This is a genomic window from Mucilaginibacter sediminis (assembly GCF_051903035.1).
Lineage (GTDB): Bacteria > Bacteroidota > Bacteroidia > Sphingobacteriales > Sphingobacteriaceae > Mucilaginibacter.
Genome location: NZ_CP170602.1, coordinates 2673163 through 2698483, shown reverse-complemented (window position 1 = coordinate 2698483; position 25321 = coordinate 2673163). Strand labels below are relative to the sequence as shown.

Sequence of the window (25321 nt, the reverse complement as noted above, 5' to 3'; positions counted from 1 at the left end):
CTATCAATGCGCCAATTTTCGGCGCTTTATCAAGAAAGAGAGGGGCATCTCCAGGGCCTCATTAATCGTCATCATCATCCTTGCCGGCTTTGCCCGCTAATTTTGCGGGGTAAGTTTTTTTACCTTTTGCGGCGTACCATAAAATGCGGTTCAGCATGTCGTCATTACCGCCATCAATATGGTCAAACTCCGGTTTTGATGATGCTTTGGCAAAATATAAAGCCTGCCCCTTAAGCGCGGCAAGTTTAGGGTTGATATTATTTAGCGGGATGCGGTTTGGCACAGCGTTGTAAGTGTAGGCAGTTGGCCTGTCGCTAAAGCAGCCAAACATGGGCAAAGCTGTTGCATCAATAATATTCATCGGCGGGATGCCCAATATTTGTTCTATCGACCGTACAACGCAGGTTTGGTTATAATTGGTTGATACGGTTTTTTGCAATTGGCTGTACGGGCTTACCACAAAACCGGTTGTACGGTAAGCAGATACGTGGTCCCACCCTGCTTGCGAGTCATCCTCGGTAACAAATATTACGGTGTTTTTCCAGAAACGGCTTTTGGATACGGCTTCAATAATGCGGCCAAGGGCAAGGTCGTTATCGGCCACCATAGCTTCCGGTTTAGGAAGGCCTGGCCGGGTACCTTGCGTATGATCGGTTGATAGCGCCATTACCATCAGTTCGGGCAGTTCATCGCCGGCTTGTTTTTCATAGCCCTTTAACTCGTTGATAAAAGCCAAGGCCCGTATCTGGTCGGTTATTTTTAACTCGTCCGATCCGGGGTAGTTTTGCGATAGCATGGGCCTCACCCTTGATATGGTACTGGTGTTATAAAACTTAAGCGGGATGCCGGCTTTATAGTTATTGTACATATCCGTCCAGCTTAATTTTTCATCATAATGCGGTGCCGAAGCCTCGCCGTAGATCCGTACTTTTTTACCGTGGTCGGCGGCGTTATTCCATATAAAACCTTTCTTATCATACACCAGCGCATCTTCCTGCACATGTGGGTAGCTGCGGAACCAGGCGCGCACGTTTTTTTCTACGTAGTCGGTCACCATGGCGGCATCAGTCCATTGGTGCCCTTCGGCCGAGCATTTGCCGGATGCATAGTAATTATCAAGCAATACAAAATCTTTGGCCAGTTTATGCTGGTTGGGGGTAATGCTATCGCCATAAATACATAATGAGGGCATGCCTTTACCTTGCGGCAGGTCGCCTAAAACCTGGTCATAAGTGCGATTTTCTTTGATGATGTATAATACGTGCTTAAATACCGATGGTTCGCCAATACGATCAGGCATTGGCTTAGGGGCGATGTTTTTACGTGGCACCAGTTGTGCTATATCCTGCCTGAAGGTAAGGTTAAGCGTTTTAACACGGTTGGTATATGTTTTTAATAACTCATCATTAGGTAAGGGGATGATGGATACCGTAGCTTTTTCGTGGTGCGAGTTATAAGCGGTAACATCATCAGGTACCTGCGGCCCGGCTTTAAACTCTTTGGTGCTTACCCTTGATCCTTCGCCTTCCAGGTTGGTTACAAAAAGGGTGTTATCAACAACCAGTAAGCCGCCGGGATAAGCCTCGGTAGGGATAAAGCCTTTAACAGCTGTTTTGCCCTTGCCATTGGCTGATGAAGTTGAGCCAAGCTGAACTACCGCAACCGCATTATCAAGCCCGTTGGCAACATACAACGTGTTACCATCTCCACTAAGTGCCAAAGCGTTTGGCGAATCGCCTATATATCCGTTTTTATCCTGCATCAACCGTACAGGGATAGTTTCAATCACTTTTAATGTTGTGGCATTTATTACAGATACGTTATCGCTGTTGGCATTGGCAACATATAAAAAGCGGTTGCTTTTATCGGCTATGATAACATTGGGGTGCAGGCCGACCGGGATTTCGTTTAATATATTACCGCTTGCAATATCAAATACCTGTACGCTTCCGGAACTTGTAGCGCCGGTTTTGGGGTCGATGTAGGTTTTGCCATAAGGTACGCCCGCGGTTTCCCTGCCTGTTGTATCAGTTGGTTCGGCACCACCCCAGTTGGTAATGAACAGGCGCTGCCCAACAAGCGCAAGGCCATAAGGCGCTACCCCGGTTGGTTTGGTATAAATGGTTTGGCCGGTGCTTAGATTGATTTTTACAAGCTGATTGTTGCCGTTTAAAGCCACATATAAATAATCGGTACCGGCTTCATTGTTAATAACCAGTTCATTGGGCAAGGCCAATGGCGATGGCGCAGCGGGTTTGAATTCAAATGCATTTTTGATACTGATATTTTGCCCGTCCCATACGGCTTGCATCACAAATGATTTATGCGAATCGCCATTGGCGGCGCTCCAGAAAATGTGTGTTTCTGAACCATTTTTATGAACCTTTAAGCCCGAATAGGTGCTCATCAATCCGTTGTATCGTTTATCCTGGGTATAAGTCCATTGCGCTATCACCTTGCTGCCAACAGAATCTATGAGGGTAATGCCGTACCGGTCTTCAACGGCTAAAACCGAGGTTCCCGGGATCAGTTTGATATCAAGGCTATGGTTTTCAAAATTCGGGTCGCCAAAGCGCACCACTTTGCCGGCCGGGTCAATTAGCCTGTTGTACGGCATCATTACAGGCAATATCTTATTGTTTAAGGTGCTATCGTCATAGGTACTGTGCATGTTGCTTTGTTCCTGGTTGCCGGCGGTGCCATTGGTTATAACCGAATGACAGGCAGAAAACAGCGCGATCAATAAAGCACAAAAAGATAATGTAGATATTTTCATAATAAAAGATGTTCTTGATGACGGGGGCCTTTCAGGGCTAAAGGTTTTGATACATTATACACTTCCGAGGCATGTAGCGGAGTCATCGACTTATCGTTGCGCTTTCTGTTTCCAAACAAATTGCTCATATTTATGCAAGATACTTCCATTCTGCCATGAAAAACTGTGTCCTCCTGTGTATGTGTTTAATTGTGTTGTGCGCTTGTTCACATAAAAAGCAACCTTCGGCAGAAACGAAACATGCTGTTAAGGCTAATAAGCCGGCAAAAACTTCAACCATCAATAAGCCGCAATATACAAACCCCTTGTTTAATCAGTATGTGGTATTTATTAAATCTTTAAATTTAACCGATCCTGAAAATGCCACAAAGGCCGCGAGAAGGTATGCAGATTTATTTAAAGGACAAGCGCCTGCCACTTGCGACACCGCTTTTTTGATTTTTAGCGCATACTACGATAAACTAAATAATAGTCTTGATGATACCCATTTTAACCGTGCCGACCGAAGCGATACTATACTTATGGGCAAAGTAAAGTCAGGTAAACTGCCGGTAAAAGTTGCAAAATACCTTAAGCAATTAAACGATAACGGTTTTACAATTATTATAGAAGAAGGGGATACCTATGTGGGGCAAGACAGGGATTTTATAGCCAGGTGGTTTTATGATTCTGTTTCGCCGGTTGTGAAGGTGTACCTGGAGCAATTAAATAAGGAGAATAAGGCTATTTACGTGGAGGATGCTTCGATAATTATAAGTGCAAAACAGTTGGTAGACAGGGAAATATGGTGGGAGCAATTTGTTAAGGACAACCCCGGTTTTATAAGCATTGCCGATGCTGCCATTAACCAAAAAAGTTACTTGCAGGCACTGCTCCAGGGAACGGATAACACTTGGGTTATGGACGATAAAAACAATTTAAGCGATTATTTTAAAGACGCTTACAGCTATCTGCTGGATAAATTCCCTTTGTCATCTGCCGCTAAACTCGTAGCGCCATACTATGCCTTTTTAAAGGAGGGACGTAGGTACCGGGCCGATAGCTTGATGAATGTTTATAAGAAAGAAGGGGTAACGGGGTGATTTTTTTACTTCACCAGCAAATTTTCAAAAGCAGTAGTATCGCCTTTAAAAATACTCATATCAACTCTTTCATTAATGCCATTGATGTGGGCCCTGTCGGAGTGTTGCCAAAATTGCCAGTTGGTGTTGCTGCTTACATTTAATTGGGGTTGGTAATAGTGGGCTATCCACAGCGGGTACTCGTCAAAATAGCCTTGCAGGTAGTCCCGGTAAAAACTTAAGTTGGTGTAAATAATGGGTTTTACACCGGTTTTAGTTTCTATTTGGTGAATGAACAGCTTAAGCTGGGTACGCATTTTTTCGGGTGTGGTGCGGTATAGCCTCTCCACGTCGACAACCATCGGCAGGTCGCCTTTTTCAATTTTTACCGTTTGCAGCATGAATTTAGCCTGCCATAAGCCGCTTTTTTGGGGCAAAAAGAAATGGTACGCGCCGCAAATCAGGCCGGCCTTCGGAGCTTCGCGCCAGTTGCGCTGGAAATAAGGATCAGTCATTAAAACACCTTCAGTAGCCTTAATAAATGCGAATTTGATATGTACGCCATCCTCGTTCATCTGCTTTACCTTTTGCCAGTTTATTTTGCCCTGGTACGATGACACATCAATGCCGTGCACGGTATAATTGGCCGGTATGCGCACGCCAAAACTTTTATAGGTACGGTAATTAGTGGGCTCGCCGGCATCCAGTATCCATCGCCAGGTTGCGGTTGCCGTTTTTAAAACATAGCCATAATAAAAAGGAGAAAGCACTATGAGTAGTAAGCCAATAGCAGCAAATATCCATCCTGTAGGAACTGCGGACGATGTTTTTTTCTTCGCGGCAGCTTTCCGTTTTACCGGAACTGTGGTTTTGGCAGGTGTTTTTTTAACAGGTGGCGGCACAAGGCAAAATTACTAAAATGCGCCCGCATATTGCCCGGTAAATAAATAGCTAAACGATATTATGCGGATTATTTTTAAAATAGGCTATTTTATATTGGAACATTTCGGCCATTTTACCGGCACGCCATTTGGCTTCATCGGCCTTTTCGCCGGCAAAAAGGCTGTCAACTGTGGCTGTAAATAAATTCAGCCATTCATTAAAATGCTTTTCGTCAATAGGTAAGCGTGCATGGGGCGGAAACGGGGCGCCGTTATACGTATGTTCCTGTAAGAGCAGGGTTTGCCAAAAGGTATACATTTTTTCCAGGTGGGGCAACCAGCCATCGCCTAAGCGTTGGTTAAAAACGGGAGCCAGCAAAACGTCTTCGCCAACTTTATTGTAAAAGGTATCAACTAATAGTTTGATATCATCTAATGAAGTTATATCGTGTTTTGTACTCATGGCTATACCAGCAATTCCACAGCAAAGCTACCCAATGTGATATAACACCAATGTAAAAAATAGAGGTAATTCAACAAATACTTAAAATTACCTTATATTTGTAAGGTAAACTTATAAGTTTACTTTATAATAAAGATGACAGAGCAAAAAGATATTCAACTGGCAGCCGACCTGCGTACAGTGGTAACCAGGCTGATTAAAGTACTGCGAAAACATTCGGTTACAGCCGACAAGCTGTCGTTAACCGAACGGTCGACGATTGCCCTGCTTGATCAGCACCAGGAATTGCTGCCTAACGAACTGGCGGCTATGGAAAAAATAACTACCCAAAGCATGTCGCAGATATTGGCCAACCTGCTGCAGCGCGGTTTAATCAAAAGGCGGATCTCGGAAACCGATAAGCGTAAAGCCATCATCACCTTGTCTGATCTTGGCCGCAACATGCTATACCAGGTGCGTAACGAGCGCAACGCCTGGCTTAATGATGCCATAGCAGCAACCTGTACGCCAGAGGAACAGGAATTGATAAAAAAAGCCATTGGCCCGCTAACAAAAATTGTTGATTTTGAATAAAGCCTTTGTAAAAGGATAGGGGAGTAATGAATATAAACACTTTTAATGCATTTAGAAGCCGGAATTACAGGCTCTATTTTACCGGGCAATCCATATCATTGGTAGGCACCTGGATGCAGAAAACCGCTGTTAGCTGGGTAATATACTCGCAAACACATTCTAAATTTTTATTGGGGGTTACCCTTTTTGCCAGCCTGTTCCCTTCGTTTTTATTTTCGTTTTTGGGCGGGGTAGTTTCAGATAGGTATGATCGTTATAAATTATTGCTGTTTACACAGGCCGGATCAATGGTGCAGGCCATTTTACTTACAGCGCTTGTGTTTTTTGGGCGATACGTGATTTGGGAAATCATCGGTTTAAGCGCTCTTCTGGGTATCATTAATGCTTTTGATGTGCCTGCCCGTCAATCGCTGGTTTATGAGATGGTTGATGATAAAGCTGATTTGCCCAATGCGCTGGCGCTTAATTCATCTATGGTAAACCTGTCAAGACTGGTTGGGCCGGGTATAGCCGGCCTGGTGCTGGAGAAATTTGGCGATGTAGTGTGCTTTGGTGCCAATGCCGCCAGTTTTATTGCTGTAATTGCTTCGATATTGTTAATGAAGCTGCCCCAATCCAAGCCGAAAGTACATGCGCACAATATCTACTTTGAGCTTAAAGAAGGCTTTAGTTATATCAAAAATACGCCTTCAATTAAGTTTGTGCTGGTAATTTTGGCCTTAATAAGCCTGATGGTTTTGCCATTTAATACGCTGATACCGGTTTATGCCAAGGATATTTTTAAGGGAACGGCATCAACTTTTGGGATAATAGATAGTTTGATAGGTTTGGGTGCATTTTCGGGCGCCCTATTCCTGGCATCATTAAAAGTAGGGGGAGACCTTAAAAAGATACTGGCCATAAGTACACTGATTTTTGGCGGGGGGCTGGCGTTGTTTTCGCATATGCCCAATTATTATATCGCCCTTTTGTTTGCAGCTATTACAGGTTTTGGGATGATGGCCCAGATCACCATCAGCAATACACTCATTCAAACTACCGTTGATCCGACTATGCGCGGCCGGGTAATCAGTTTTTATGCCATGGCATTTTTTGGAATGCAGCCCTTGGGGGGCTTGCTGGTAGGAGCTATCTCGCAAAAAATAGGCGTTCCGGATACTGTTTTAGGCGAAGGCCTTGTGGCGCTGCTGCTGGGTTTGTTGCAATTAAGGTACCTCAGGAAAACGAGGCTCAAAAAAGCTACCGAAGTATCTTTGCAACACTCTCCTGTTAACTCACTAACATCGAATTGATACACACGAATTTCACGAATTTGATGGACACGAATGAATACTAACAGCGATAATTGAAATAAATGCAAATTATATGATAACTACAATTGATAAAAACACCGCACTCGTATTAATTGATTTACAAAAGGCTGTTGTGCAAATGCCCACGGCGCATCCTATGAGCCAGGTATTGGAAAACTCGGCTAAGTTGCTTGCAGCTTTTCGTAAGGCAAGCCTGCCCGTTGTAATAGTAAATGTTAACCCTGTAGGCTCGGCTGCTTTTGCCACCCGCAAGGATAGTAATCCAAACGCCGGTTCGGTACCTGGTCCGGATTTTTTGAATATAGTGCCCGAAATTAAAGTAGAAGAGGGCGACATCAGGATAACCAAAAAAACATGGGGCGCTTTTTACCAAACAGGCCTGCATGACGAATTGCAAAAGCGTGGTATTACCCAGATTGTGCTGGCCGGTTTGGCTACCAGCATAGGTGTTGAAGCTACCGCCCGCAGCGCCAATGAATTTGCCTATAATATTGCCTTTGCCAGCGATGCTATGAGCGATAGGTTTGCCGATGCACACGATAGCAGTTTGAAATATATTTTCCCGAGGATTGGAGAAGTAGGCACCACAGATGAGATTATTGCTAAACTGGGTTTACAGGTTTAGCACTTTTAAATAGCCGGGAGTTATGATATTTAGGTTTTGGCACTTTAAACTATTTATATTTTGCATCTCAAAACCACTTCGTTCTTAATTATCTGCTTTATTAAAACCCGTTTTAGCGCCGGATAAATTATATTTGGGCATGAAGGTAATGAAGGTCATCAAAGAATCAATATCTATCGGGTTGGGTATCCTGGCAGCAGGTTTTGGCCTTAAAGGATTCCTGTTATCCAGTCATTTTATTGATGGGGGGGTAACCGGTGTATCAATGTTGGTTGCAGATATCTCGGCCATCCCCATTTCTTTGCTCATTTTTTTAATTAATGTGCCTTTTTTGTGGCTCGGCTATAAAAAGCTTGGGCTGTGGTTTGCCATAAAAAGTACCATTGCCATTGGTTTGCTATCGGTAAGCCTGGTAGTAATTAATTTTCCGGATGTAACGCATGATAAGTTGCTTACAGCGGTTTTTGGCGGCGTTTTTATAGGTACGGGCAGCGGCCTGGCCATGCGGGGCGGCGCCGTACTTGATGGTACCGAAATAGCGGCGGTACTCATCAGCAAACGAACCCAGCTGTTAAAAGTGAGCGATTTTATTTTGCTGCTGAATGTAGTGATATTCGGGCTTGCTGCCTTTTTGCTGGGCGTTGAGCCGGCTATGTACTCGATATTAACCTATATGGCTGCCGCCAAAATGATCGACTTTATTTTGAACGGTATTGAGCAGTATTCGGGTATCACGGTAGTATCTACCCATAGCGAGGCCATTCGCCGGGCAATTACGCTTTCGTTGGGCAGGGGGGTTACCATTTACCAGGGTAAAAGTGGTTACGGCAAGGATGGCCACGTAAACGACCCACGTGACATTATTTTTACCGTTGCCACCCGGTTGGAGATTCCGTCGTTAAAACAAACCATCCTGCGGATAGATCCTAAGGCATTCATTGTACAGCAAAGCGTGGATGATACTACAGGGGGATTATTAAAACGTAAAGGATTACATTAGCGGTGAGTTGTGAGTTGTGAGTTGTGAGTTGTGAGTTGTGAGTTGTGAGTTGTGAGTTGTGAGTGGTGGGTGGTGAGTGGTGAGTGGTGAGTGGTGAGTGGTGAGTGGTGAGTGGTGAGTGGTGAGTGGTGAGTGGTGAGTGGTGAGTGGTGAGTGGTGAGTGGTGAGTGGTGAGTGGTGAGTGGTGAGTGGTGAGTGGTCATTAAAATGGCCGGTTAATTTAGAGTTTAAATAGTTATGAGCAAAATAACACCTTTCCATGTTGCTGTGCCGGTTTATGACCTGGACGAGGCCCGCAAATTTTACCGCGAAGTTTTAGGCTGCAGCGTGGGCCGCAGCGATACGAATTGGACAGACTTTAACTTATATGGCCACCAGTTTGTTATCCATTTGAAACCTAAACCGGTTGATGATGCCAAACATCATTTTAACCCGGTTGATGGGCACGATGTACCGGTGCCCCATTTTGGCGTGGTACTGGAATGGAATGACTGGGTTGCGCTTGAGGCTAAATTAAAAAGCCTTAATGTGAAATTTGTTATAGAACCCTACATCCGTTTTAAGGGCCTGCCCGGCGAACAGGCCACCATGTTTTTCCTTGATCCATCCGGAAATGCGTTGGAGTTTAAGGCTTTTAAGGATATGGGGCAACTGTTTGCAGTTTAACTAAGCCGGGAAACCGTAATTCTTTTTTGCTGCCTTAATCCATTCACGGGCTATCAATTCGTGCCCCGCCGGCATGGGGTGCACGCCATCCCAGATCCAGAATTCGGCTGGCGCTTTTTTGAGTGCCGCATTAAATATGGCCTGCAGCGGTATAAAAACGGCATTGTATTTTTCCGCAAGTTGCTTGGCTACCAATTGTCGCAGCGCTATTTCGTCCTGCCAGCGTTTTAAATCAGCATTTACCTGGCCAACCGGCAAAATAAATGGTTCGCAAATCAACAATTTTATATCGGGGAACGCGGTTTTAGTTTGATTAAGCAGGGCATCATAATCGTCCCTGAACTGATCAACCGTAGTTGGATTGTTATTGTGGATTACATGGTGTACATCGTTTACACCAATCAGAATATTCAGGATGTCGGGCTTCAAATCTAAAGTATCCTTTTGCCAGCGCGCCTGCAGGTCGCGCACGGTATGACCACTGATGCCCCGGTTTAAAAACATCATTTGCTGGTCCGGATGATCAAACCAAAGCCTGGCTGCTACCAGGTACGGGAAACTTTGGCCCATAATATGGTTCCAGTCTTTATCGTATGACCGCCCGCCGTCGGTTATGGAATCGCCCTGGAAGAGGATGGTTTTGGGTGCAACATCCGCATTAACTGCATTTTGAGGAGATGCAAACAAATAAGGCGCGGCCAGGGTGCCAATTGCACCTAAGCCAATTTTCCTGATAAAGTCTCGTCTTTTATTGGTGTTGTTTGTGCCCATTGCCAGAATACTAACCTGTATTGTTTTTACTAACGGGTATAAATATAGGCGTTTTAGTTAAAGCAGAGATTTTAATTACCTTAATCCACAACCTTTACCGGGTGTTTATGCTCGTCAATAGCCACAAAGGTAAATGTGCCGGTAATAGCCTTTTCGCGCACAAAGGAGTACATCTCTTCTATAAAAATCTCCACCAAAACTTTCAGACTGGTGTTGCCAATATGCGATACGGTGCCTACCAGTTCGATAATGGTACCGGCAGGGATAGGTTTATTAAAATCAATCCTGTCGGACGATACGGTAACCATTCTTTTTCGGGTGAAACGTGTGGCGGTTATAAACGCTACCTCGTCCATCATGGCCATAGCCGAACCGCCAAACAGCGTATCGTAATGGTTGGTATTATTAGGAAACACGGTTTTAAAAATGCGTGTTTCGGATGCTTTTATTCTTTCTTTGATGGTCATGGAGTGAAAAAAATTAAAAGGCCTGTCATGCTGAGCCTGTCGAAGCATAGCGGGCTAAGGCCTCTCCGCGCGTCCTTCGACAGGCTCAGGATGACAGGCCCGTCATGTTATTTAATTTAAAATTATCCTACGCTTTCCTCAAAGTGCCCCATTTCAACAAGGTTGCACCCCATGAAAAGCCGGCGCCAAAGGCGGTGAAAATAATGTTATCGTTGTGTTTAAAATCGTTCTGAAAATCCCAAAGGCAAAGTGGTATGGTAGCTGCTGTAGTATTACCATATCTGTCGATGTTTACCTTAACACGATCTTCGGGTAAACCCAGGTTTTCGCCAACGGCATGGATAATGCGGTAATTGGCCTGGTGAGGTATCAGCCAGTTTACATCATCTATCGTCATATCGTTGCGTTTTAATACCTCGGTACAGGTTTCTGTCATGCCTTTTATTGCCGCCTTAAAAACAATCCTGCCTTCCTGGCGAATGTAATGCTGGTTTGCCTCAACAGAATCTACCGTAGCCGGAATTTTTGAACCGCCACCAGGCACCAGCAGGTATTCGCGGCCATGGCCATCAGTTTTAAAAACGCTGTCAATTAAACCTATATCCTCGGTGGTAGGCTCCAGCAAAACAGCGCCGGCGCCATCGCCAAAAAGGATACAGGTATTGCGGTCTTTATAATTAATAATAGCACTGTTTTGGTCGGCGCCAATTACAATTACTTTTTTGTACCGGTTGCTTTCTACCAGGCTTGCACCAAGCGTGTAGGCATATAAAAAACCACTGCAGGCAGCGTTTACATCGGTAGCCCAGGCGTTGCTTAAACCAACCTTATCGCACACGATGCTGGCGGTTGATAAAAGCAGGTGATCGGGGGTAGATGTAGCTATAATAAGGCAATCAATTTCTTCTGCGGAAACACCTGTATTTTCTAACAAATTTTTCACAGCAGCAACGGCCATATCTGAGGTGGCAAGTGTAGGGTCGGTTAAAATCCTTCTTTCCTTAATTCCTGTACGTGATACGATCCAATCGCTGTTTGTGTCAACCATCTTCTCTAAATCACTGTTACTTAATATATTATCCGGAACAAAACCCCCAACCCCTGTAATAACCGCGTTACTTTTTAATCTCATAAAATGCCAAAAATCTGAAAAAACAGGCAAGTATACGCAAATTGCCTGTTTTTACCCGTCAGGATGCTATTGTTTCTACAACTAACTGACGAAGATGTTTCGCAGCGGCCACCATATTTATGAGTGCCACCTGGGTTTCCGGCCATTTACGGGTCTTCAATCCGCAGTCGGGGTTAACCCATAAATTGCCGGCCGGGAGTAATTCAGATGCCTTTTCCAGCAGGCTTACCATTTCATCAACGGTAGGTACACGCGGCGAATGGATATCATAAACACCGGGGCCAATTTCGTTTGGATATTTAAAATCGGCGAAGGCCGCTAACAGCTCCATTTGCGAGCGCGATGTTTCAATGGTGATTACATCGGCGTCCATATCGGCAATGTTGCCAATGATATCGTTAAACTCGCTGTAGCACATGTGCGTATGGATCTGTGTTTCGTCCCTTACGCCACTGGCCGAAATACGGAACGCCTTTACCGCCCAGTTCAAATAGTTTTGCCAATCCTTTTTACGCAATGGCAACCCTTCCCGAATGGCAGGCTCATCAATCTGGATCACTTTAATACCCGCTGCTTCAAGGGCAACAACCTCGTCGCGGATGGCCAACGCTATCTGGTTGGTAGTCTCGGACCGTGGCTGATCATCCCGCACAAACGACCATTGCAGTATAGTTACCGGGCCGGTTAGCATGCCTTTCATCAGCCTATCGGTGTTTTGCTGCGCAAAGCTGCTCCACTTGACCGTCATATCCCCGGGGCGGCTTACATCGCCATAAATAACCGGTGGCTTAACACAGCGGCTGCCGTAGCTTTGTACCCAGCCATTTTTGGTGAACAGGAAGCCATCCAAACGCTCGCCAAAGTATTCAACCATGTCGTTACGTTCAAATTCACCATGAACTAACACGTCCAGGCCAATCTCTTCCTGCCAGCGGATGGCATCAATGGTTGCTTTTTCTATTTCGGCATCATATTGAGCTTCGGTTAGCTCGCTTTTTTTAAGCCTTGCCCTTAACGAGCGGATATCATCAGTTTGCGGGAACGATCCTATGGTAGTTGTAGGGTACAGTGGTAATTTAAAGCGTTGCTGCTGAATTTTTTGGCGGGAGATGAATCCGCTTTCACGCTGCGCATCGGCATCGGTTATGGCTGCCACGCGTTGTTTGATATCCTGCTTATGGATGAGTTTTGAAAGGCTGCGGCTGGTAATGGCGCGCAGGTTTTCTTGCAGCAATTCGTTGTTGCCGCCGATGATTTGCGCCAATTCATTTATTTCGTTCAGTTTTTGTTTGGCAAAAGCCATCCAGTTTTTTATCTCGGGAATGATGGCGGTTTCCAGCTCCAGGTCGAACGGGGTATGCAGCAACGAGCAGCTTGGCGCTATCATCACCCTATCCGCGCCCAATACGGCAATAGCTTTTTTTACGTGGGTTAACGAGCGTACGTAATCGTTTTTCCAGATGTTACGGCCATCAACTACACCTAACGATAAACTCAGGCTATCGGGCAAAACAGTGAGCACTTTGTACAACTGATCGGGCGCGCGAACCAAATCAACATGAATGGCACTTACCGGCAAGGTTACGGCCAGTTCGGTGTTTTCGTGCAGGCTCTCGAAATAGGTAGTAAGCAATACTTTAATGCCCGGGCATTGCTTGCTTATCTCCATGTAGGCATAAGCATAAGCGGCTTTCTCTTTGTCGGTAAGGTCAAGCGCCAGGAAGGGCTCATCAAGTTGCACCCAAACAGCACCATAACTTGCCAGCCTTTTTAATACTTCTATATAAACAGGCACCAGTTTCTTGATCAGGTCTATCTTATCAAAACCGGGTTGTTTTTCTTTACCTAATAAAAGGTAGGTTACCGGGCCAATCAATACCGGTTTTGGTATGTTGCCGGTGTGTTGTTTGGCGAGGATAAACTCGTCAAGCACTTTTTCGCTGAATAGTTTAAACTGCTGATTTTGTACAAATTCCGGCACAATGTAATGGTAGTTGGTATCAAACCATTTGGTCATTTCCATGGCTGTAACATCCAGTCCATCTTTTTGATAACCGCGGGCCATCGCAAAATACAGGTCGATTTCGGTATTGGCCTTGTTTTGGGTTAATACGGGTGTGTACCGTTCGGGGATGTTGCCCAGCATGAGCGAGGTATCCAATACCTGGTCGTAAAAGCTGAAATCGTTACAGGGGATCAGGTCGATACCGGCATCAGCCTGGGTTTGCCAGTTTTGCAGGCGAATTTGCCGGGCAGCGGCAAACAAATCGTTACGGGTAATTTTACCGGCCCAGTACTGTTCACTGGCCTTTTTGAGTTCACGGTGGGCACCTACACGTGGGTACCCGAGATTGTTTTTGAGCATACGCTAAAACGTTTTTGGTTAAACATTAAGTTGACTTAATGCTCCTTACGGTTTTCGGTATGCTTTCGGAGTAAATGGTAATAAAAGACAAAAGCATAACATACAGGCATATAATGGCCATGTACGTCATTCTTTTTTCTTCGACTACTGCTTCATTGCGCGAAAGCATTGTCTTTTACATAGGGGCAAGTATCCTGGCTTGTAACATTGTTGCCGTCCTTCTCATTCGCGCGGGGGCGAACAATGGACTTTGTTAAAGGCAACAACCTTTTGTGTTACTTACAGTTGCGCGACAGCCCGTGATTTACACACGGTTCCTTATTAATCCCTGTGCTTTAAACACCGGGAACCACTCTGCAGAAAAAAAGTAAAGAACTTTATTGGGGACGAAGATAGGGAAAAAATGTGCAGATTACAGATTTCAGATGTGCAGATGAGTTTTTGAATTTGAAAATTGACAAGGTGATATGCATTAAATTTTAGAAAAGACATTAGCAGTTTCTTTTTTATTGGGCCGTACCAATCTCAAATATTTTCTCTCGAATTTAAATGGCAAAAATGGTTCGATGCTGTCGATGTATTTTTCAAATTCACTATCCGCTTGTTCAAAAGGAAACCACAAAGTCATGCTAATACAGTTACTTCGCGATAACCACACCAAGATTCCAGAGGTGTATTGTTGATTTGGTAATATAGTTTTTGAAATAGGATCGATCAATTCAAAGTCGTAAGATAACATCAGATCAACCGGGCCTAAATTATATTTTGGCCAGGGCTGGCCGATAATCATGAAATCGATGGCTTTTTCTAAATCATCATTTATCAATTGCCATTCTATTTTTTGTTGTTTTGTAGGGATATTGTCAGGATAATGATAACCTACTGGAGTGGCTGTACCATTGCCGAAAAGCTTTTTAATTTTATCTATTATTACATTAGCCAATTCCGGAGATTCTCCATGATCTTCATCGGCAGTATAACCTTTGAGGTAAATATTTTGAGGTATAGTTACATCTGCTGTTGTGCAATTAACTAAAAATATTTTTATTTTTTCCCAGGCATTTTCAATTTTTCTTCCTCCTATTAAGGCTTGGGTTATTCTGCTTGCGGGCAAGCTATAAAGGATATATGGTTTCTTTGCTATCATAAAGGCAATTTTCTACTTCTTCAAAAACAACATCGGCAACGCGCTCGCAGCTCCCAGTCCCGCACCCGTTGCTACATCTGTAGGGTAATGTACCCCCAGGTACATCCTTGAATACACGGTTGAGCCCGCCCATAGATACGCGGGAACTATCACATACCATTTGGGGTAAGCGGCCGATAAAGCCGTTGCTGTGGCAAATGATGATGAACTATGCCCCGATGGAAAAGAGTAGTTTCCGGGGCGGTAAACGGGTGTGATATTGATGTTCTGGATGAATGGCCGCGGCCGCTTTACCAGTACTTTTATGAGTTGGGTTAACCCGGCAGAGATGGCTGTGCTGCTGGCTACGTAAAGGGCATTTTGCCGCATCTCCTTATTATTACCGATGATACCGCCAACCAGCAGGCCCGCAGGTACGCCAATATTGCCATATTCCAGGTGATTGCTCATGAACAGGAAAAAACCGGTTTGGGCCGGAGTGCGGTGTTCCTGTAAATTTATCAGGATGGCATCATCAAATGGTGGAGTGCGTAACTGTGCGAAGGTAGTGTTAATATGCAGGCATAAAAGCAGTTGCGATGGAAGCGCGATGACTAAAAATCTGAAACGTAAATACCCGCGCATTGCCATTTTTAGTTTTAGGGATTTGTATTGCCCCAATATAAGGCTATTTACAGCGATTTGTTTAGCCGGTTTATCTTTTCATCGACACAAAACTCTCGCTTACCGACACATGGTATGTCACTTTCCTGATACATTATACTTTTGAATCGTTAACCGGCATCACAAAATATAAACTAAAAAGATTAAAATCATGGAACGTAAAAATTTCTTAAAAAGCCTGATGATAGGCGCAGTGTCAACATCGGTATTGGTTGAAGCCTGCAAAAAAGATTCAGTAACCACTACTACAAGCAGTACATCAGGCACCACTTCTTCGTCGAGTAGTTCTTCCGGGTCAAGTTCCAGCTCAGGCACCTGCAGTGTTATCGAAACCGAAACCGAAGGGCCTTATCCAACCCATTCACCGGCATCATATGTACGTAGCGATATTACCGGCGACCGTACCGGTTATAAAATGACTGTTAATATTACCGTTAACAACAGCAATAACAGTTGTAATGCCTTATCGGGCGCACTGGTTGATATCTGGCATTGCGATGCCGAGGGCAATTATTCGGAGTATGGCGGCAGTGGCTCACAAGCTACCAATTACACTTCGGTACATTTTTTACGTGGCAGACAAACTACCGATACCAACGGCCTGGTTAGTTTTACCTCTATTTTCCCCGGTTGGTACACCGGCCGTGCAACGCACATTCATGTGCATATATATAATTCGGCAGGTACATCACTAAAGGTTACACAAATAGCTTTTCCTGAAGGTACGGGAACTGCATTGGCTACTGTGGCAGGATACAGTAAGGGAATGAGCGGTTATACCTATAACGCTACCGACGGCGTGTTCAGCGATGGTGATACACTGGAACTGGCTACCATTACCGGCAGTAAAACAGCCGGCTTTGTACTATCAATCAGCATGAGCGTACTTGCTTAACCGTATTAACATGGACACCCGCGTAATTACACTTTGCTACCGAAAAATTATCGATATAAACTCAGCCAAACAATGGGATAAGGTGGTGTTTGAGGCATCGTACATGGAGTTTAAAATGCAGGCCCAAAACTACAGCCACGGTACCGCTTTTACCAGCTATGCCGACCTGCTAAAACACGTGCCAAACGCCAAAAGGCTTGCCGGCATGGTTACCCCGGCCATAACCGGGTATTTGCAGCAGCTAAATGGTATAGTGCCCGATGTGCTTAATAACGTGGGTAAGCGTTTTTTAAAGTTCAATAAATTTCAGTTCGAGATCATCAACTCTGATATTAACGACAAAGCCCGGCACCAGGTGGCTGTTAATTTTTATACAGAGGCACTGGCCTGGCACGATACCATTGCCGATTTTTTGCTGGTAGCCGATTACCGGTCCGAAGCAACCGGCGACGAAGAAATGTTGAGCAACCTGTTTAAGCTGCCGCCATACGTAAATATTCATTCACTCCAAAAATTGCAACAACATGGAAAAGACCTCACCCGGGCAGATTCACCTTGCTGATCAGCGGGTAATTACCGAAAATAATACCTTCAGGCGGTGCAGCACTTTTAATTACGACGGGCATTTTAATGAGCACCGTAAGGCTTTTGGCCCCCTGCGTGTATTTAACGACGAGATTTTGGCTGCCGGTAAATCAATTTCCATACAGGTACAAAACGCCTGCTATTTTGTAGCGGTGCCGGTAACCGGCGCCCTGCTTGTTGAGGATACCGAAGGGAAAAGTACGGTAGTTGATGTAGGCGAGGTGTATATTAATTACGCAAACAGCGGCGATATTTTAATTTTAAATAATCCCTACCCAAATGATTGGGTTAACTTTTTGCAGCTGCAGATAGACGCCGATACAGAAGTGTTCCCGTTTTTTAAGCAAACCTTCTGCTTTGATTTTGACGGCAGGCAAAATGAATTGATCAGTATTATCCCCACTTTATTCAGGCTGCCTTTTAACCTGCACATCGGCCGGTTTGATGGACGTGCCGACGCGCTTTATCACCTGAAAACACCAGGTTCGTTGTTTTATGCGTTTGTAATTGCCGGCGCCTTTGAACTTCAGGGCCGGCTGATGCACGAACGCGACGGCCTTGCTTTGTGGGGCCTGCAAGAAGCTGATATGGAAGCTTTGAGCAATAGCGCGGTGATGTTGATTTTGGAAATGGAGGCCTAAAATAAAAAAAATGTCATTTCGAACGAATCAGAGGTGGGCTAAGTAGGAGGGGTGAGGAGAAATCTTAAACGCCTTGCATTTCGATAATTGGTTATGATGCATGGCGTTCAAGATTTCTCTTTCGCGCTCCCGCTCTTTGCCCTCCGTTGCTCTATCGAAATGACATTTTTTTAAGTTATGGGTACACGGAAAACTCAAGGCCTTATGCTAAAGTAAAAACATGGTTTACTTACAGCATAAGGCCTTGTTTATACAGATAATATTTATTGACAATAATACTGTAAAAGGTTCTGCCGTGTTTTGTAATCAAAAAAGGCGCATCGAGATAACTCATGCGCCTTTTTGGTTTTCCTTTTTTAGTTTTAATTATTCTTTAATGGCTGCGTCTTTTTCGGTTTTACCATCGTTAAATGCCTTTAAGCCCTGGCCCATGCCGCGCATCAGCTCAGGAATTTTTTTGCCGCCAAACAATAACAATACTGCAATAATGATGAGTATTATTTCAGGTGCTCCTAATCCCATAATTTTAAGTTTTTTTGATGAATGTTTTAATTACTAACTCTTTATTAACCTAAAAGTATCAAAGCAACATATTACATAGGGCATTGTATCGGCGAGGCGCTAATTTGTGCCGATGAATAGGTTGTCGCGTCCGAAAATACCTTACCGCACCACCATTTGCGCCGTATTCCTGCTGATTTGTTCCAGTAAGATCGTTTTGCCTGCAGTTAATTCTTTTAGCGAATCTTCATCATAATGCCTGGTGGTAATCAGCGTTAAGCCACTATTGTATTTTACTTTAAATTCCTGCTTAAGATTACGCAGCAGTTTTTCAAAACGCTCTTCATAAAAATCAAAACAAACCGTAAAACTAAGGGCCGAGGTTTGCATTACGTTTACCTTTACCTGGTTTTGGGCAAACAAGCCAAAAATGCCGCTCAGGTGATCTTCGGATATAAATGAATAATCAATTGGCGAAATGGAAAGTAATACCTGGTTTTGTTTCAGGATAATAACCGGCTTTTCAAACTTGTTGAAGCCATCTTCTTTAATCACGGTGCCGGGAGCATCGGGATGCGTGAAGGGTTTCACCAGCAAGGGTATTTTGGCGTTTTGTAGGGGTTTTATTGTTTTTGGGTGGATAACGCTGGCGCCGTAATAAGTCATCTCGATGGCTTCGGTATAAGATAGTTCATCAAATTTTACCGTGTCGGCGAAATATTTGGGGTCGGCATTCAGGATACCGGGAACATCTTTCCAGGTTGTAACCGATTCAGCACCCAAACAGGAGGCAAATATAGATGCAGTATAATCAGATCCTTCGCGCCCCAAAGTAGTAGTAAAGTTTTCAGATGTGCCACCCAAAAAACCCTGGGTTACCACAACGCCCTTTTGCAGCATGGCAGGGATATCCTTGCTGATGCTTGCCCGCGTTTTATCCCATTGTACAATGCCCTCGCGGTAGCTGTTATCGGTGTGGATATAGCCGCGCACATCAAGCCATTGGCTTTTTATACCGGCTTTGTTAAGGTAAGCAGATACAATGCGGGTTGATACCAATTCGCCAATAGATACCACCTGGTCGTAAATAAAATCGTAGCTATCGTGCGGCTCATCTTCAATGGCCCAGTCAATTTCCACAAAAGTATTGGCAACATCATCAAAAACAGGATCGTTGGCATCAAACAACTCATGCAAAATATCAAAGTGATATTGTTTGATGCTGTCGAAGATGCTATGCATATCCTCGGTTTGATCTACATAAGCCTTGGTGAGCTTCTCCAGCGCGTTGGTGGTTTTGCCCATGGCCGATACCACGATGAGTAATTGTTGGCCATCGTATTGCTTTACAACACTGGCTAAATTGATAATACCATCGGCATCCTTAACTGATGCCCCTCCGAATTTAAATACAAGCATTTATTTAATGAATTTACCCACAACCGAATTTGGCCGGAGCAATGTTTTAATTTGTGAATAGGGGATAAATAACTCGGTTATCCCGGCAGCATAAGGCTTAATTTCATATTGGTTATAGATGAATTTGAGCCCTATGGGTGTAACCGAAAAATTATCGTTCAGCGCGAATCTATTGTCCTTAAAAAAATAGTCGCGGGCCAGGGATGCTGTATCACTTAGCTTTTCCTCCTTACGGAAAATCCCCTCGGCAATGGCCTTTAGTTTATCGGCATAACCGTCAATAAAAAGATCATTTAAGGTGATGCTTTTGTTGGCTTTGGTATTCCAGTTGATAAAATATGTTCCCGATGATCCGTGTGCGCCGCCCTGGTAGGTATAACCACCAACTTCGAGGGTGGTTATGCTGGAATCCTGCATTAGTACTTTGGCATAGGCGCTTACCGTCCACTTAGGATGCTTTTTTAAATAATCTGCATAAGCCAGTAAAAATTTGGATGCGTTGTGCAGGTATTTAATATCGGCATTGCCATTGGTAAAAATGCCCGATAACTTCTGCATAACCGAATCATTAAGCCTTGGTTGCCCTTCAAAAACCACATATCTTGCTTTTACAACGGTGTCCTTATGATTTACTGGCTGTCCTGGGAGCGTGGCCGGAAACGTAGTAAGGCCGTCCGTTGAATAACGAAGTGTATCTTTAAAAACCACCTTATCTTCTTTGGGTTTAACACTCCATTGGCAGGATGCAAACGCAAATCCGGCTAAAATAAAACAAAGCCTGCTGACGGTTTTCATGTTAGATGTTGTTTTAGTAGTTATAGCTTAATACACCAATAGCTTGTTTGGTTTTACAAGGGTATTGTTTTTGAACGCTGGTCACGACTCACCCCGGCTACGCTACGCTGGCCGACCCTCTCTCCGGCTTACGCCGCATAGAGGGTGAACTCCAATTTTTATTTTTTTATCGCCCCTCTATGCGACGCAGTCGGAGAGAGGGGCAGACGGGCGCAGCCTCGTCGGGGTGAGTTGTCGCCGTCATGCAGTAATGCCTTAATACCTCTCCAACTGCTCTTTCGATAACGACACATTAAGCCACCCCGCCTCAATATTAGCCTCGTATTTTTTGTAAAAGTTAATAGCCGGTTCGTTCCAGTCAAGCACTTGCCAAACCATGCCGCTAAAGCCAAGTTCTTTGGCTTCTACAATTAACCTTTCAATCAAAAGCTTGCCAATTTTTTGGCCTCGATAGGCCTCGGTAACAATTAAATCTTCCAGGTACAAGCGGCAGCCTTTCCAGGTTGAGTAGCGGATATAATAAAGCGCGAAACCCACTATCAGTCCGTCAACTTCGGCCACGTAAGCCTTCCAAACAGGTTTGGCGCCAAAACCGGCATCAATAAATTCATCTAAAGTAACGGTTACTTCCTCCGGCGCCCGTTCAAACAGCGCCAGCTCATGCACCAGTTCCAACAGCCGCGGGCAATCGTCAATGGTGGCAACACGCAGGGTAGCCGAAGCCCCCCCCGCCCCCTGAAGGGGGAGCTTTTGATTAATATTGTTTGTTATTTGTTCGTTTTCCAATTCTATAAATCCTTTAATTCTTCTAATTCTGATTCAGACAACATAATCAACCTAATCCAACTTAATTAACCTAATCAACCACTCACCAACTAATTATTCTTCCAATGCTTCACCACCCTGGTGCCAAAAATAGTGCTGCCCAGGCGTACCATGTTGCTGCCTTGCTCAATGGCTATTTTATAGTCGGCCGACATGCCCATCGATAAAATGTTAAAACTATCATCTTTTCTGAAATAGCTCACTTTTATTCCGTCAAAAAAGGTCTTCAGTTCGTAATATTCCTCTTTTACCTGCTTTTCGTTATCGGTATTGGTGGCTATGCCCATTAACCCGCGGATGCGAACGTTTTTACAAGCTGCAAATTCATCAGATCGCAATAGCTCTATCGCCTCATCAAAACCCAGCCCAAATTTAGTTTCCTCGTCGGCAATATAAATTTGCAGCAGGCAGTCAATTACCCTGTCGGCTTTTTGGGCATGCTTGTTTATTTCCTGTAGCAGCTTTACGCTATCAACAGATTGTATCATGCTTACAAAAGATGCTATGTATTTTACCTTATTGGTTTGCAGGTGGCCAATCAGGTGCCATTCAATATCCTTGGGCAATTGCTCGTATTTTTCAACCAGTTCCTGTACCTGGTTTTCGCCAAATAAACGCTGCCCGGCATCATATGCTTCCTGCAATACGGCAGCGGGTTTTGTTTTTGATACGGCTAACAATATTACCTTGTCGGCCTCCGTTTCTTTTTTTAAGCTTTTGATATTATCTGCAATGCTCATTTATCCGTAAATTTGCTTAATTAATCAGCCGCTAAATTACAGAATGTATAAATACTTGACCTTGTTTTTTTCAGTAACACTTTTTTTGTGCGGTTGCAAAAGCGATAGTGTCCCCTCAAAATTTATCCAGCCCAAACAAATGACTGGCTTATTGATACAGATACACCTCATAGACGGTTCGTTATATAACGGTTTGCAGGGGGGCGATAGCCTGTACAAATATGGCATGGGCAAATATTTAGCAGCCTTTAAAAAATTCAATACCGACTCGGCCCAGTTCAGGAAAAGCATGCAGTACTACGCCAGCGAACCCGATAAGCTGTTTAAAATATATGACTCTGTTGAGGTTAGGATAAAAACCATGTCGGATTCTGTTAACCTGGCTCAAAACAAACAGCGAATGTCTAATCAAAAAGCCGATTCGTTGAAGGCCGATTCGGTAAGAAAAGCGATGCTTAGACCGAAAACTGCTGCCCAAAAAGCCGATTCGGTTAAGCAGGCAAAAATCAGGGAAAGCGTGATGGCGCGGAAGGCCGATTCGCTAAAGAACGATTTAGCTAAACAAGCAAAAATCAAAAGAGCGATGAATTCAAAAATCGACTCGGCAAAAAAATTAAAACATAGAAAAAAACTTAATGCTGTACCCATTAAATAGTGTAGATAAGCTTGGGTTTACCGAAGTAAAGGAATTAATAAAAGCTCATTGCCTGAGCGAGATGGGCCAGCAAATGGTTGATAAGATACAGGTGATGAGCAATTACGACCAGATTGCCAAGTTTTTAAGCCAGGCCAACGAGTTCAAAAACATCCTGGTAAACGACGCCGCACTACCCATTCATCATTTTTTTGATATTAAATCCCTGGCCAATAAAGCCCGCATAGAAGGTGTTTTTTTGAGCGAGGAAGAATTTTACCAGGTGCAGGCCTCCCTGCAAACCGTATTTGCCGTTATCGCTTACTTTAGCGAACGGGAAGGCCTTTACCCCAACCTGGAGGCCCTTTTTGAGCACCTACCTATTGAGAAAGCCATCCTGAAAAAGATTGACGCGGTTATTGACCCTAAAGGAAAAATACGCCCTAATGCATCGCGCGAGTTACAGGAAATAACATCGGGCATAGCCAAAGCCGAGCAGGAAGCCCGCAAAAAGATTGACCAGATATTTAAAAATGCGTCATCAAGCGGCTGGACGGCCGATGGATCGCTCACGGTACGCGATGGCAGGCTGTGTATCCCGCTGCTGGCCGAAAACAAGCGTAAGCTAAAAGGTTTTATCCACGACGAATCGGCCTCGGGCCAAACTGTTTATATGGAACCCGAAGAGGTGTTTACCCTCAACAACCGGGTACGCGACCTGGAATTTGAGCGTCGCCGCGAGATTGTAAAGATATTGACAGCGTTAACAACCGAGTTAAGGCCTTATGCGCCGCTTTTACTATCATACCACAGCCTGTTAACCAAGCTTGATTTTGTACGCGCCAAGGCCCTGTTTGCCATTGATATTGAAGGCGAAATGCCCCAGGTGGTGAACGAGCCGAAACTAAAATTATTTAATGCCCGTCACCCGCTGCTGTTCCTGAATTTTAAAAAGGAGCAAAAAACGGTGGTGCCTTTAAACATACAGATTGATGAAGGTACACGCATTATTGTAGTATCGGGCCCTAATGCGGGCGGTAAATCTGTTTGTATGAAAACGGTTGGACTGCTGCAAATGATGGTTCAGGCGGGCTTGCTGATACCGGCTGCCGAAGCCAGTGTAATAGGTGTGTTTAAGCAGATGTTTGTTGATATAGGTGATGATCAATCCATCGAGAGCGATTTGAGTACTTATAGCGCCCACCTATCCAAAATGAAAAATTTTGTGGAGCAGGCCAATGGTAAAACCCTGATACTGATTGATGAGTTTGGTACCGGTACCGATCCGCAATTTGGCGGGCCCATTGCCGAGGCCGTGCTGGAATCGTTGAACCATAAAAAGGTGAGGGGGATGGTAACCACGCACTACAGCAACCTCAAGATCTTCGCCAGCAATACCGAAGGGATAGAGAATGCATCGATGCTATTTAATAACGTAGAGATGAAGCCGCTTTACAGGCTGGAAGTTGGTAAACCCGGCAGCTCGTATGCTTTTGAGATAGCTCAAAAAATAGGCCTGCCGCCAAACGTACTTAACCTGGCACGAAATAAAATAAGCGAAGGCCAGAAAAAGGTAGATACCCTGCTGGTTGACCTGGAGCGCGAAAAACGCGAGATATTTGAAACCAAACAAAAACTGGACAAGCAGCAGCGCAAGGTGAACGAGTTGCAGGCCGAGAACGAAAAGCTGAAAAGCTACCTGGACGAAAATAAAAAAGTACTGATACGCGAGGCTAAAGACCAGGCCAAAAATATTATCCTGAACGCCAATAAGCTGGTGGAAAACACCATATCTGAAATTAAAAGCAGCAACGCCGATAAGGAGAAAACCCGCACCCTGCGCGAAAACCTGAACATTGAACTTAAAAAGAACACGGTAAAATCTGAACCGGCAAAACCAACCGCAACAGCGGCCGCTGACCAAGAACTGAAACCCGGCGATTGGGTAAAATTAACCGATTCTGAAACTACCGGGCAGGTGATAGAGATCATTCGCGATAACGTGGTAATCGCCATTGGCGATTTACGCACGGTGGCTAAAAAGAAAAAGGTGGAGCGGGTGAGCAAATCGTCGGTGCCTAAAGAGGTAAGGCGTACCATGAACTCACATACCAGCGATTTTGCTAATTTTAGTCCGGAGATTGACGTACGCGGCCAGCGCACCGAAGATGCGCTGCACAATATCGAAAAACTGTTTGACCGCGCCCTGATGATGGGTTTTGGTAACCTGAAAATCATCCACGGCAAAGGCGATGGCATTTTACGCAAAATGATACGCCAATACCTCAAAAAATACGACCAGGTTGACAGATTGGAAGATGAGCACGCCGATAGGGGTGGCGATGGGATAACTTATGTATATTTGAAATAAAAGTCATTATTG

General features: G+C 44.5%; 25 protein-coding genes and 1 riboswitch. Of the genes, 11 read left to right on the top strand and 14 right to left on the bottom strand.

Features of this window, described 5'->3' with window-relative positions; genetic code table 11:
• Window positions 1-61 precede the first annotated feature (61 nt).
• Window positions 62-2776, bottom strand: coding sequence for a bifunctional YncE family protein/alkaline phosphatase family protein (locus ACFGVS_RS10515; RefSeq protein ID WP_439698573.1), 2715 nt, complete (start codon window positions 2774-2776; stop codon window positions 62-64).
• Window positions 2777-3081: 305 nt separating this feature from the next.
• On the opposite strand from ACFGVS_RS10515, the gene ACFGVS_RS10510 reads away from it, so the two are divergent.
• A complete protein-coding gene (locus tag ACFGVS_RS10510; RefSeq protein WP_439698572.1) occupies window positions 3082-3858 on the top strand; it encodes a hypothetical protein in 777 nt (258 codons plus the stop codon).
• A 5-nt stretch (window positions 3859-3863) separates the two neighbouring features.
• Here ACFGVS_RS10510 and ACFGVS_RS10505 read toward each other — a convergent pair whose 3' ends face one another.
• Window positions 3864-4739 carry a glycoside hydrolase family 25 protein gene (locus tag ACFGVS_RS10505; protein ID WP_090648850.1) on the bottom strand — a complete coding sequence of 292 codons (876 nt, stop codon included), beginning with the start codon at window positions 4737-4739 and terminating at the stop codon, window positions 3864-3866.
• Window positions 4740-4788: 49 nt separating this feature from the next.
• On the bottom strand, window positions 4789-5181 hold the full coding sequence (locus ACFGVS_RS10500; RefSeq protein ID WP_274212487.1) for a group III truncated hemoglobin: 393 nt from the start codon (window positions 5179-5181) through the stop codon (window positions 4789-4791).
• 135 nt (window positions 5182-5316) lie between these two features.
• On the opposite strand from ACFGVS_RS10500, the gene ACFGVS_RS10495 reads away from it, so the two are divergent.
• From ACFGVS_RS10495 to ACFGVS_RS10475, 5 genes are all read left to right on the top strand, one after another.
• Window positions 5317-5754: a MarR family winged helix-turn-helix transcriptional regulator gene (locus ACFGVS_RS10495; RefSeq protein WP_439698571.1), complete on the top strand. Its 438-nt coding sequence runs from the start codon at window positions 5317-5319 to the stop codon at window positions 5752-5754.
• A 26-nt stretch (window positions 5755-5780) separates the two neighbouring features.
• Window positions 5781-7046, top strand: a complete 1266-nt coding sequence (locus tag ACFGVS_RS10490) for an MFS transporter (RefSeq protein ID WP_439698570.1) — start codon at window positions 5781-5783, stop codon at window positions 7044-7046.
• 73 nt (window positions 7047-7119) lie between these two features.
• Window positions 7120-7692, top strand: coding sequence for an isochorismatase family protein (locus tag ACFGVS_RS10485; RefSeq protein WP_439698569.1), 573 nt, complete (start codon window positions 7120-7122; stop codon window positions 7690-7692).
• A gap of 139 nt (window positions 7693-7831) precedes the next feature.
• Complete coding sequence (locus ACFGVS_RS10480) at window positions 7832-8692, top strand: YitT family protein (RefSeq protein WP_274212491.1); 861 nt, start codon at window positions 7832-7834, stop codon at window positions 8690-8692.
• Window positions 8693-8929: 237 nt separating this feature from the next.
• Window positions 8930-9358, top strand: a complete 429-nt coding sequence (locus ACFGVS_RS10475; protein ID WP_090648873.1) for a VOC family protein — start codon at window positions 8930-8932, stop codon at window positions 9356-9358.
• Here the strand turns inward: ACFGVS_RS10475 and ACFGVS_RS10470 are convergent, their stop codons facing one another.
• The 6 genes from ACFGVS_RS10470 to ACFGVS_RS10445 form a co-directional block, all read right to left on the bottom strand.
• The gene (locus ACFGVS_RS10470) at window positions 9359-10129 is read right to left on the bottom strand and encodes an SGNH/GDSL hydrolase family protein (protein ID WP_439698568.1); all 771 of its coding nucleotides are present in this window, start codon (window positions 10127-10129) and stop codon (window positions 9359-9361) included. It lies immediately after the preceding gene.
• An 80-nt stretch (window positions 10130-10209) separates the two neighbouring features.
• Window positions 10210-10596: an acyl-CoA thioesterase gene (locus tag ACFGVS_RS10465; protein ID WP_439698567.1), complete on the bottom strand. Its 387-nt coding sequence runs from the start codon at window positions 10594-10596 to the stop codon at window positions 10210-10212.
• Window positions 10597-10723: 127 nt separating this feature from the next.
• Window positions 10724-11728 carry a beta-ketoacyl-ACP synthase III gene (locus ACFGVS_RS10460; RefSeq protein ID WP_090648886.1) on the bottom strand — a complete coding sequence of 335 codons (1005 nt, stop codon included), beginning with the start codon at window positions 11726-11728 and terminating at the stop codon, window positions 10724-10726.
• 58 nt (window positions 11729-11786) lie between these two features.
• Window positions 11787-14093 carry a 5-methyltetrahydropteroyltriglutamate--homocysteine S-methyltransferase gene (gene metE / locus ACFGVS_RS10455; protein WP_439698566.1) on the bottom strand — a complete coding sequence of 769 codons (2307 nt, stop codon included), beginning with the start codon at window positions 14091-14093 and terminating at the stop codon, window positions 11787-11789.
• Between the two features lie 167 nt (window positions 14094-14260).
• Window positions 14261-14462: riboswitch (cobalamin riboswitch) on the bottom strand.
• A gap of 103 nt (window positions 14463-14565) precedes the next feature.
• A complete protein-coding gene (locus ACFGVS_RS10450) occupies window positions 14566-15240 on the bottom strand; it encodes a hypothetical protein (protein ID WP_439698565.1) in 675 nt (224 codons plus the stop codon).
• 12 nt (window positions 15241-15252) lie between these two features.
• Window positions 15253-15870 (bottom strand): phosphatase PAP2 family protein, encoded by a 618-nt coding sequence (locus ACFGVS_RS10445; protein WP_439698564.1) that lies wholly within the window; start codon window positions 15868-15870, stop codon window positions 15253-15255.
• A gap of 184 nt (window positions 15871-16054) precedes the next feature.
• Here ACFGVS_RS10445 and ACFGVS_RS10440 point away from each other — a divergent pair, with 184 nt between their 5' ends.
• The 3 genes from ACFGVS_RS10440 to ACFGVS_RS10430 are packed head-to-tail and all read left to right on the top strand — an operon-like array spanning window position 16055 to window position 18024.
• Complete coding sequence (locus ACFGVS_RS10440; protein WP_439698563.1) at window positions 16055-16798, top strand: intradiol ring-cleavage dioxygenase; 744 nt, start codon at window positions 16055-16057, stop codon at window positions 16796-16798.
• Between the two features lie 10 nt (window positions 16799-16808).
• The gene (locus ACFGVS_RS10435) at window positions 16809-17360 is read left to right on the top strand and encodes a hypothetical protein (protein WP_439698562.1); all 552 of its coding nucleotides are present in this window, start codon (window positions 16809-16811) and stop codon (window positions 17358-17360) included.
• A complete protein-coding gene (locus ACFGVS_RS10430) occupies window positions 17323-18024 on the top strand; it encodes a hypothetical protein (protein ID WP_439698561.1) in 702 nt (233 codons plus the stop codon). The genes ACFGVS_RS10435 and ACFGVS_RS10430 overlap by 38 nt, the downstream gene beginning before the upstream one ends.
• 366 nt (window positions 18025-18390) lie before the next feature.
• Here the strand turns inward: ACFGVS_RS10430 and ACFGVS_RS10425 are convergent, their stop codons facing one another.
• The 5 genes from ACFGVS_RS10425 to ACFGVS_RS10405 form a co-directional block, all read right to left on the bottom strand.
• Window positions 18391-18546, bottom strand: coding sequence for a Sec-independent protein translocase subunit TatA/TatB (locus ACFGVS_RS10425; RefSeq protein ID WP_147052303.1), 156 nt, complete (start codon window positions 18544-18546; stop codon window positions 18391-18393).
• Window positions 18547-18687: 141 nt separating this feature from the next.
• On the bottom strand, window positions 18688-19944 hold the full coding sequence (locus ACFGVS_RS10420) for an aspartate kinase (RefSeq protein ID WP_439698560.1): 1257 nt from the start codon (window positions 19942-19944) through the stop codon (window positions 18688-18690).
• The gene (locus tag ACFGVS_RS10415) at window positions 19945-20739 is read right to left on the bottom strand and encodes an RsiV family protein (RefSeq protein WP_274212502.1); all 795 of its coding nucleotides are present in this window, start codon (window positions 20737-20739) and stop codon (window positions 19945-19947) included.
• Between the two features lie 255 nt (window positions 20740-20994).
• Window positions 20995-21450, bottom strand: coding sequence for a GNAT family N-acetyltransferase (locus ACFGVS_RS10410; RefSeq protein ID WP_439699242.1), 456 nt, complete (start codon window positions 21448-21450; stop codon window positions 20995-20997).
• Window positions 21451-21614: 164 nt separating this feature from the next.
• Window positions 21615-22304: a YggS family pyridoxal phosphate-dependent enzyme gene (locus ACFGVS_RS10405; RefSeq protein ID WP_439698559.1), complete on the bottom strand. Its 690-nt coding sequence runs from the start codon at window positions 22302-22304 to the stop codon at window positions 21615-21617.
• A gap of 43 nt (window positions 22305-22347) precedes the next feature.
• Here ACFGVS_RS10405 and ACFGVS_RS10400 point away from each other — a divergent pair, with 43 nt between their 5' ends.
• Both ACFGVS_RS10400 and ACFGVS_RS10395 read left to right on the top strand, forming a co-directional pair.
• Window positions 22348-22959, top strand: coding sequence for a DUF4296 domain-containing protein (locus ACFGVS_RS10400; RefSeq protein ID WP_439698558.1), 612 nt, complete (start codon window positions 22348-22350; stop codon window positions 22957-22959).
• Entirely contained in the window at window positions 22940-25309 is a 2370-nt protein-coding gene (locus ACFGVS_RS10395) for an endonuclease MutS2 (protein WP_439698557.1), read from the top strand. The genes ACFGVS_RS10400 and ACFGVS_RS10395 overlap by 20 nt, the downstream gene beginning before the upstream one ends.
• The last annotated feature ends 12 nt before the right edge of the window (window positions 25310-25321 follow it).

Coding starts and splice junctions, on each gene's coding strand:
- ACFGVS_RS10515 (WP_439698573.1), bottom strand. CDS start 2,776: ATGAAAATATCTACATTATCTTTTTGTGCTTTATTGATCGCGCTGTTT.
- ACFGVS_RS10500 (WP_274212487.1), bottom strand. CDS start 5,181: ATGAGTACAAAACACGATATAACTTCATTAGATGATATCAAACTATTA.
- ACFGVS_RS10495 (WP_439698571.1), top strand. CDS start 5,317: ATGACAGAGCAAAAAGATATTCAACTGGCAGCCGACCTGCGTACAGTG.
- ACFGVS_RS10490 (WP_439698570.1), top strand. CDS start 5,781: ATGAATATAAACACTTTTAATGCATTTAGAAGCCGGAATTACAGGCTC.
- ACFGVS_RS10485 (WP_439698569.1), top strand. CDS start 7,120: ATGATAACTACAATTGATAAAAACACCGCACTCGTATTAATTGATTTA.
- ACFGVS_RS10480 (WP_274212491.1), top strand. CDS start 7,832: ATGAAGGTAATGAAGGTCATCAAAGAATCAATATCTATCGGGTTGGGT.
- ACFGVS_RS10475 (WP_090648873.1), top strand. CDS start 8,930: ATGAGCAAAATAACACCTTTCCATGTTGCTGTGCCGGTTTATGACCTG.
- ACFGVS_RS10470 (WP_439698568.1), bottom strand. CDS start 10,129: ATGGGCACAAACAACACCAATAAAAGACGAGACTTTATCAGGAAAATT.
- ACFGVS_RS10465 (WP_439698567.1), bottom strand. CDS start 10,596: ATGACCATCAAAGAAAGAATAAAAGCATCCGAAACACGCATTTTTAAA.
- ACFGVS_RS10460 (WP_090648886.1), bottom strand. CDS start 11,728: ATGAGATTAAAAAGTAACGCGGTTATTACAGGGGTTGGGGGTTTTGTT.
- metE (WP_439698566.1), bottom strand. CDS start 14,093: ATGCTCAAAAACAATCTCGGGTACCCACGTGTAGGTGCCCACCGTGAA.
- ACFGVS_RS10450 (WP_439698565.1), bottom strand. CDS start 15,240: ATGATAGCAAAGAAACCATATATCCTTTATAGCTTGCCCGCAAGCAGA.
- ACFGVS_RS10445 (WP_439698564.1), bottom strand. CDS start 15,870: ATGGCAATGCGCGGGTATTTACGTTTCAGATTTTTAGTCATCGCGCTT.
- ACFGVS_RS10440 (WP_439698563.1), top strand. CDS start 16,055: ATGGAACGTAAAAATTTCTTAAAAAGCCTGATGATAGGCGCAGTGTCA.
- ACFGVS_RS10435 (WP_439698562.1), top strand. CDS start 16,809: ATGGACACCCGCGTAATTACACTTTGCTACCGAAAAATTATCGATATA.
- ACFGVS_RS10430 (WP_439698561.1), top strand. CDS start 17,323: ATGGAAAAGACCTCACCCGGGCAGATTCACCTTGCTGATCAGCGGGTA.
- ACFGVS_RS10425 (WP_147052303.1), bottom strand. CDS start 18,546: ATGGGATTAGGAGCACCTGAAATAATACTCATCATTATTGCAGTATTG.
- ACFGVS_RS10420 (WP_439698560.1), bottom strand. CDS start 19,944: ATGCTTGTATTTAAATTCGGAGGGGCATCAGTTAAGGATGCCGATGGT.
- ACFGVS_RS10415 (WP_274212502.1), bottom strand. CDS start 20,739: ATGAAAACCGTCAGCAGGCTTTGTTTTATTTTAGCCGGATTTGCGTTT.
- ACFGVS_RS10405 (WP_439698559.1), bottom strand. CDS start 22,304: ATGAGCATTGCAGATAATATCAAAAGCTTAAAAAAAGAAACGGAGGCC.
- ACFGVS_RS10400 (WP_439698558.1), top strand. CDS start 22,348: ATGTATAAATACTTGACCTTGTTTTTTTCAGTAACACTTTTTTTGTGC.
- ACFGVS_RS10395 (WP_439698557.1), top strand. CDS start 22,940: ATGCTGTACCCATTAAATAGTGTAGATAAGCTTGGGTTTACCGAAGTA.